The organism is Streptomyces sp. S3(2020), assembly GCF_013044505.1.
In the GTDB taxonomy this organism is placed as follows: domain Bacteria; phylum Actinomycetota; class Actinomycetes; order Streptomycetales; family Streptomycetaceae; genus Streptomyces.
In genome coordinates this window covers 1-6,681 of the sequence record NZ_JABERD010000342.1, presented here as the reverse complement: position 1 = coordinate 6,681, position 6,681 = coordinate 1, and the positions used below count along the sequence as shown (strand labels likewise).

Below are 6,681 nucleotides of genomic sequence, written 5' to 3'. Positions count from 1 at the left end.
CCGCCGCCCTCAACCCCCTTGCTGGGACCGCGCCTTGAAGGCCGCCTTTCGTGCTTCCTTCGCGATCTTCTTGTCCGGATGCAGCCGCCCCATCGCCTCCAGGACATCCGCGGTCGCCGGGTGACCCACCCGCCAGGCCGCCGAGAAGAACCCGCTGTGCTGCTGCGCCAGCCCCTCGACCAGCGCCCTCAGCTCATCGGAGTTGCCTTCGGCCGCGAGCTGCGCGGCGACCGTGTCCACGGTCAGCCAGAAGATCATCGACTCGGACGGCGGCGGAACGTCGGACGCGCCCCGCTCGCTCAGCCAGACCCGGGCCAGACCTCCGAGCTCCGCGTCGTCGAGCACTTCCCGCAGCGCGGGCTCGGCGGCGGCGCCCACCAGCGAGAGCGCCTGCTGACACCGCAGCCTCCGCAGCGGCGCCCCGGCGTCCCCGCCCCGGGCCGCCGCCAGCAACTCCCGTGCCGAGGCGAGGGGTTCGCGTCGGGCGAGCCACTGCTCGGTCTCGGCCTGCGCGGCGGCGGGCGGGAAGTGCGCGGTCCCGTCGAGGAGCGCGTCCGCGCCCTTGTCGGCGAGGTCCCCGACGGCGGGGGCCGGGAATCCGGCCTCCAGCAGCCGCGCCCGCAGCCCGTACAGCCCGAGCGGGGTGAGCCGCACCATGCCGTACCGGGACACGTCGGTGTCGTCGACCGGCGCGGCGGGCTCCTCGTCGGCGTCGGCCATGAGCGCCTCGTCGACGGGCTGGTACTCGACCAGACCGACCGGCTCCAGGAGCCGGAACTGGTCGTCGAGGCGCATCATCGCGTCGGAGACCTGCTCCAGGACGTCGTTGGTGGGCTCTCCCATGTCACTGGGCACGATCATCGAGGCGGCGAGCGCGGGCAGCGGCACGGGTCCGTCGCCGGGCCCCTCCTCGTTGACGGTCAGCAGATACAGATTGCCGAGCACGCCGTCGAGGAACTCGGCCTCCGCCTCGGGGTCCCACTCCAGCGACGAGAAGTCGATCTCCGCTTCGCCGTCCACGTCCAGGTCCAGGTCCGGCACGCTCGCGTCGGCGAGCACCGTCTCCAGTGCCGTCTGCCACACGGCGAGCACGTCGTGCGGTGTGCCGCCGGTGAGCAGGGCGAGCTCCTCGCCCGCGGCGACGGTGCCCTCGTCCTCGTCGGCGATCTCGACGAGCCCGGTGTCGACGGCGACCCGCCACGCCTCGCTCGCGAACGCGGCGGCGTCGTCCCCGGTCAGGCCGAGCAGTTCGGCGGCGGCGGGCAGCTGCTCCTCCACGAGTTCGCCGCCGGCGTCGACGCGGGTGTCGGGTCCGGCCCAGCGGGCGAGCCGGGCGGCCCGGGACAGCAACGGCGTGGACAGGGCGTCACGCGCCAGCTCCGCTTCGGGGTGCAGCCGCACCGGCGGCAAGGGGGAGCTGTCTGACATCGGCTGGTTCTCCTAGAAACGCGGCGTACCACTCAGCGGCTGGACCACTCAGCCGCTCAGCCTAGACGGATTTCCACCCATGCCGCCCGGTTCATCTACCCGTCGGGCCGTGTACATGGCCGAAACCTTGACAAGTGGCCTGACCAGGCAGGAGATTACGCGCGTAGACATCTGCTGGACATCTGTTCACTGTATTTTCTACGCGCGTCGCACCGCCCCACCGGTTCGGCTCCCACACGTTTCACCCTCGTCCCGGCGCCCACGCACGTCCCCGGAGGGATCCCGTTGCCGAGCAAGTCCTCTGCGCGCCTCGCCGCGCTCACCGTCGCCGCCGTCTGTTCCGCGGCGTCCACCATCGTCCTGACCTCTCCCGCGCACGCGGACTCCGTGGCCATCCACGACATCCAGGGCACCACGCGCATATCCCCGTACGCGGGCAAGGCCGTCACGGATGTGTCCGGAATCGTCACCGGCATCCGCACCTACGGCTCCTCCAGAGGCTTCTGGATCCAGGACCCGAACGCCGACGCCAACCCGGCGACCAGTGAGGGCGTCTTCGTCTTCACCAGCTCCACCCCGAAGGGTGTCGCCGTCGGCGACCTCGTCACGGTGTCGGGCACGGTCACGGAGTACGTCCCGGCCGGCGCCACCTCCGGCAACCAGTCGGTCACCGAGATCACCAAGCCGACGTTCACCGTCGTCTCCAGCGGCAACGCCGTCCCGGCCGCGAAGGTCATCGGCGCCAAGTCGGTCCCGGCCGCGTACGCCCCGGCGGGCGACAGCGCCGCGGGCAACTCGATCAACGGCCTGACCCTGGAGCCGTCGAAGTACGCCCTGGACTACTACGAGTCCCTGGAGGGCGAGAACGTCCAGGTCGCCGACGCCCGTGTGACCGGCGCCACCGACCCGTACACCGAGCTCTGGGTCACGGTGAAGCCGCGCGAGAACGCCAACCACCGCGGCGGCACGGTCTACGGCTCCTACGAGTCGCAGAACACGGGCCGCATCCAGATCCAGTCCCTCGGCGCGACCTCCGCCTTCCCGAAGGCGAACGTCGGCGACGTCCTGGAGGGCGCCACCTCCGGCCCCCTGGACTACAACCAGTTCGGCGGCTACACCCTCGTCGCCAACACCATCGGCACGCTGAAGAGCGCCGGTGTGGCCCGTGAGACGACGCAGAAGCAGAAGAAGGGCGAGCTGGCGGTCGCGACGTACAACGTCGAGAACCTCGACCCGTCCGACAGCACCTTCGCCGAGCACGCCGCCGCGATCGTGCACAACCTCCAGTCGCCCGACATCGTGTCCCTGGAGGAGATCCAGGACAACAACGGCGCGACGAACGACGGCACGGTCGCCGCCGACCAGACGGTGCAGAAGCTGATCGACGCGATCGTCGCCGCGGGCGGCCCGACGTACGACTGGCGCTCCATCGACCCGGCGAACGGCACCGACGGCGGCGAGCCCGGCGGCAACATCCGCCAGGTGTTCCTCTTCAACCCGGAGCGGGTCTCCTTCACCGACCGCGCGGGCGGCGACGCCACGACGGCCGTCGGTGTGACGAAGGAGAAGGGCAAGGCGGCCCTGACGGTCTCCCCCGGCCGTATCGACCCCACGAACACCGCCTGGGCGAACAGCCGCAAGCCGCTGGTCGGCGAGTTCGTCTTCCGTGGCCGGACGGTCTTCGTGATCGCCAACCACTTCAACTCCAAGGGCGGCGACTACGGTCTGACCTCGCAGTACCAGCCGGTGCCGCGCAGCTCGGAGACCCAGCGCCACCTCCAGGCGACCGCGGTGAACGCGTTCGTCAAGGATGTCCTGGCCACCCAGAAGAACGCGGACGTCATCGCCCTCGGCGACATCAACGACTTCGAGTTCTCCGACACCGCCAAGATCCTGGAGAGCGACGGCGCCCTCTGGTCGGCGATCAAGTCGCTGCCGAAGAGCGAGCGTTACTCGTACGTCTACCAGGGCAACGCCCAGGTCCTGGACCAGATCCTGGTCAGCCCCTCGATCCGGAAGTCCTGCGACTTCGAGTACGACAGCGTGCACGTCAACTCGGAGTTCAACGACCAGATCAGCGACCACGACCCGCAGGTCCTGCGCTTCAAGCCGTAAGTCCTCCCGGTTCAGGACTGGTTGAACACCCCGTTCAGCCAGTCCTGCCAGGCGGCCTCGCACTCCTTGATGTCATCACCCGGTGTGAAGTCGTGCAGGGAGATGCCGACCGGGTGGCCCCAGTGGTTGCGCCCGAAGACACGGGTGAGGCCCCGGTCGGTGCGCAGCCCGATGAAGCAGGGGTCGCGGTAGTCGACGACGGCGTCGAACGCGTCGGGCCCATGGACCCTCACCGAGGCCCCGACCGCCACGCCCTCCCCGATGCCGAGCGCCCGCGCGACGACCTCCAGCGCGTCCGCGGCCTTCGACGCCTCAGGTCCGTCGAAGGTCGCGAAGGCGGCCGGCCGGGGCGCGAAGTGGGTGAGGTACTCCCGCAGGGTGTGCAGATAGAAGTCGGTGTGCTTGGCGGCACCGTCGTACTGGTTGTCCCAGTCGTCGACGAAGATCCCGCTGTGCACGTACCGCACCCAGGCCCGGCGGCCGTCGTCGCGCGGCTCGACGGTGTAGTCGAGCTGGTTCATGGTCTGCTCGGAGATTCCCTCGACGTCCTCGACGCGGTTGGTGTACCGGTGCGGCGGGTCCCAGGCGGTGACGGTGGACCCGAAGGGCCCCTTGCCGCCGACCCTGGGCTCCGGCGGCTCCATCGGCCACAGATAGCCGTCGGTACCGGTGGTGACGGCGTCCCACACCTGCTGCGGGGTGGCGTCGACCTCGAACTCGCGGGCGATCTCGAACTCTTTGGACATGGCTCTACTCCAACTCGGTCTGCTTGAGCGTGGGATGGACCGCCACGACGATCCGGTGATCACGACCGCTCTCGGTGTCCGGAGCGTCGTACTTGCGGATCAGGGCGGTGACTCCCACCGTCAACTCCTCGATGAACGCGGCCCGTTCAGCGGCGGAAGCGAACCGGACCTCGCCGTCCAGCGCGTACGTCGCCAGCCGCTTCCGCGCCTTCGTCGCGCCGGTGATCAGCGCACCGACATCCCGTACCAGCCGGGCGCCGAGCGCCAGCAGCCAGCGCGCGGAGAGCTGGTCGCGGAAGCGGTCCGGGTCCGGCTGCACGGCGGCGAGCGCGAGCGGCGAGATGACGTACGACGCGGCGGTCGCCCGCATCAGCCGCTCGGTGACATTGCCCTTACGGCGCTCCCCGGCCAGCTCGACCAGGCCGTGCCGCTCCAGCGCCTTGAGGTGGTAGTTCACCTTCTGCCGGGGCAGCCCGACCTTGCCGGCGAGCATCGCCGCCGACGCGGGTCCGGCGGCGAGCTCGGCGAGCAGCCTCGCCCGTATGGGGTCCAGCGAGACGGCTGCGGCCTCGGGGTCCTCGATCACGGTCACGTCCAGCATGCGTCCACGGTCTCACCGAAAACTTTTTTTGTCCAGGAGGGAAGAGTTTTCGGTGGTGGCCCCGTCGGACGGGCCCGCCGGTTCACTCGGGAACGAGCCCCAGCGCATGGTCGTACCGGCCGACCGTGCTGCTCTTGAACCCGGGCCAGCTGTGGACGCGCTCCCAGAGGGCGGACGGCGAACCGATGCCGCGCCCGGGGGTGGCCATGGCGTCGATGTGGGCCTGGGCGCTCTCCCACTCGGCGTAGTTCAGGACGCGGGTACCGTCGGTGCTCAGGTGGAAGTGGCCGGAAATACCACCGGGATGCGCGTCCGGCTCGCTCTCCAGCGCCTCGAACACGGCGTCAACCCAGGCGCGTTGCCGGTCCGGATCAGGGCCCTCGAACTCGACGTCGACGATCACGACGCACCCCGGCACCCGGGTGTCGCCCTCCTGGACACCACTGCGATAGCGCCGGTAGCGGCCGAGCCACAGGCGCTCGATGTCGGGCACCGCGGTGTCGATCTCGTCGACCCGCTCCTGCCGGTGCGTCTCGACGAAGGCCTCGTACGCCGCCTCGCTCGTCCACTGCGAGTGGTGGAGCAGCGTGTCGGTGCCATGGCCGAGGTAGACGTGGTACGAGCGCAGATCGGGGGTCGGCCAGGGCCTGCGCTCCCAGGCACGACCGATCGCCTCGACCGCGGCACGCTGCCGCTCGGGGCCGCCCACGCGCCAGGTACTGAAGAAGGGTGCGCCCACACGGGGGTCGGTCAGATCGGGATGGTCGTCGGTACGGCGGGCCATGGCGGACTCCCTCACTCGTGATCACTCACACTCGATGTCCGCCCCACCCTCCAACCTCAACCAAGATTCAGGTCAAGCCCGCACGGCTGGAGCCGGTGTCCTCCGTGCCTTGGCTTTCAGCCCGTCCGGGGGGAGTTCGAAGACGAGGCCCGCTCACAGCCGAAGCGGGGGTCTGGGGGCGCAGTCCGCGCCACAACTGCCGCTCCGCTGCCGCCCGTTCCGCCGCCGCATCTCCTCCGCGACCACGACTCCCACCACCACCCCCACGACCAGCACCGGCCGCGGATGCCGCGGTCCCGCCTGGACGACGGTACGAACAGGACGCGGCACATCGTGCTCGACGGCATGCCCCGCCCAACTGGCCCCGCCCTGAACGACATGACCGGCCTGCACCGCGCCGCTGCGCAACCGCACGGTCATGGCACCGGCCTTGTCCCTGAGATCCGCGGCACGCGCCACGGCCAGCCCCTTCACATCCGCCTAGCCCGCCAACTCCCCAACGACGTAACCGAGTTACTCCCTCGCCTCCACTACCTGCCGACGTAGCCCCTCGGACCCCTTGGCCCTACTCGCCACGCCCGGTGTCCCCTTGCCGTCATCGACGCCCCCTTTCCCTGCCGCCGAGGTCTCCCTGGACGCAGGAGCGCGGCGCGACGGGGCCCGACCCCGAACGGCAAGCACAGCCACGATCACGAACAGCACCGCCGTCACGATGAGCGCGGCGGTCACCGTACCCACCAGGGCGAACAGGCCGGCCTGCATAGGCGAACACGCCCGCGATACCGCGCAGCCCGCCACCGCGACCCGCACGCCGCCCCTTCTCGACCGGCTCCGCCTCCTCTCCGGAGGGGGCGGAGCCGGTCGAGAAGGGGCCTGTCCCTTGTACACACTGGCGCGAGCAGAGGAAGAGAAAGGTGTGAGCACGGGGAGTCCCCGACCTGTACAAAAACAAAAGCAGAATACAAACAGTGCGCCACACAATATCACACAACACACACGCCAAGAGA

Annotated in this window: 6 protein-coding genes and 1 pseudogene; 1 reads left to right on the top strand and 6 read right to left on the bottom strand. The window is 70.0% G+C overall.

The window, feature by feature from the left end:
- Window positions 1–9 precede the first annotated feature (9 nt).
- Window positions 10–1,428, bottom strand: a complete 1,419-nt coding sequence (locus HLK59_RS46965) for a hypothetical protein (RefSeq protein ID WP_171147811.1) — start codon at window positions 1,426–1,428, stop codon at window positions 10–12.
- A gap of 285 nt (window positions 1,429–1,713) precedes the next feature.
- Here HLK59_RS46965 and HLK59_RS46960 point away from each other — a divergent pair, with 285 nt between their 5' ends.
- Window positions 1,714–3,543, top strand: a complete 1,830-nt coding sequence (locus tag HLK59_RS46960) for an endonuclease/exonuclease/phosphatase family protein (RefSeq protein ID WP_171147810.1) — start codon at window positions 1,714–1,716, stop codon at window positions 3,541–3,543.
- An 11-nt stretch (window positions 3,544–3,554) separates the two neighbouring features.
- On the opposite strand, the gene HLK59_RS46955 is transcribed toward HLK59_RS46960, so the two are convergent.
- The 5 genes and pseudogenes from HLK59_RS46955 to HLK59_RS51725 all read right to left on the bottom strand — a co-directional run.
- Window positions 3,555–4,289 carry an SRPBCC domain-containing protein gene (locus HLK59_RS46955; RefSeq protein WP_171147809.1) on the bottom strand — a complete coding sequence of 245 codons (735 nt, stop codon included), beginning with the start codon at window positions 4,287–4,289 and terminating at the stop codon, window positions 3,555–3,557.
- A gap of 4 nt (window positions 4,290–4,293) precedes the next feature.
- Complete coding sequence (locus tag HLK59_RS46950; protein ID WP_171147808.1) at window positions 4,294–4,890, bottom strand: helix-turn-helix domain-containing protein; 597 nt, start codon at window positions 4,888–4,890, stop codon at window positions 4,294–4,296.
- 82 nt (window positions 4,891–4,972) lie between these two features.
- Window positions 4,973–5,674, bottom strand: a complete 702-nt coding sequence (locus HLK59_RS46945) for an antibiotic biosynthesis monooxygenase (protein WP_171147807.1) — start codon at window positions 5,672–5,674, stop codon at window positions 4,973–4,975.
- 153 nt (window positions 5,675–5,827) lie between these two features.
- Window positions 5,828–6,133, bottom strand: a complete 306-nt coding sequence (locus tag HLK59_RS46940; protein ID WP_346779993.1) for a hypothetical protein — start codon at window positions 6,131–6,133, stop codon at window positions 5,828–5,830.
- Between the two features lie 183 nt (window positions 6,134–6,316).
- A pseudogene (locus tag HLK59_RS51725) lies at window positions 6,317–6,497 on the bottom strand (phage holin family protein); the annotation flags it as partial.
- Window positions 6,498–6,681 lie beyond the last annotated feature (184 nt).

Bases quoted from the DNA above. Each gene is read 5' to 3' on its own strand.
- HLK59_RS46965 (WP_171147811.1), bottom strand. From the start codon at position 1,428: ATGTCAGACAGCTCCCCCTTGCCGCCGGTGCGGCTGCACCCCGAAGCG.
- HLK59_RS46955 (WP_171147809.1), bottom strand. From the start codon at position 4,289: ATGTCCAAAGAGTTCGAGATCGCCCGCGAGTTCGAGGTCGACGCCACC.
- HLK59_RS46950 (WP_171147808.1), bottom strand. From the start codon at position 4,890: ATGCTGGACGTGACCGTGATCGAGGACCCCGAGGCCGCAGCCGTCTCG.
- HLK59_RS46945 (WP_171147807.1), bottom strand. From the start codon at position 5,674: ATGGCCCGCCGTACCGACGACCATCCCGATCTGACCGACCCCCGTGTG.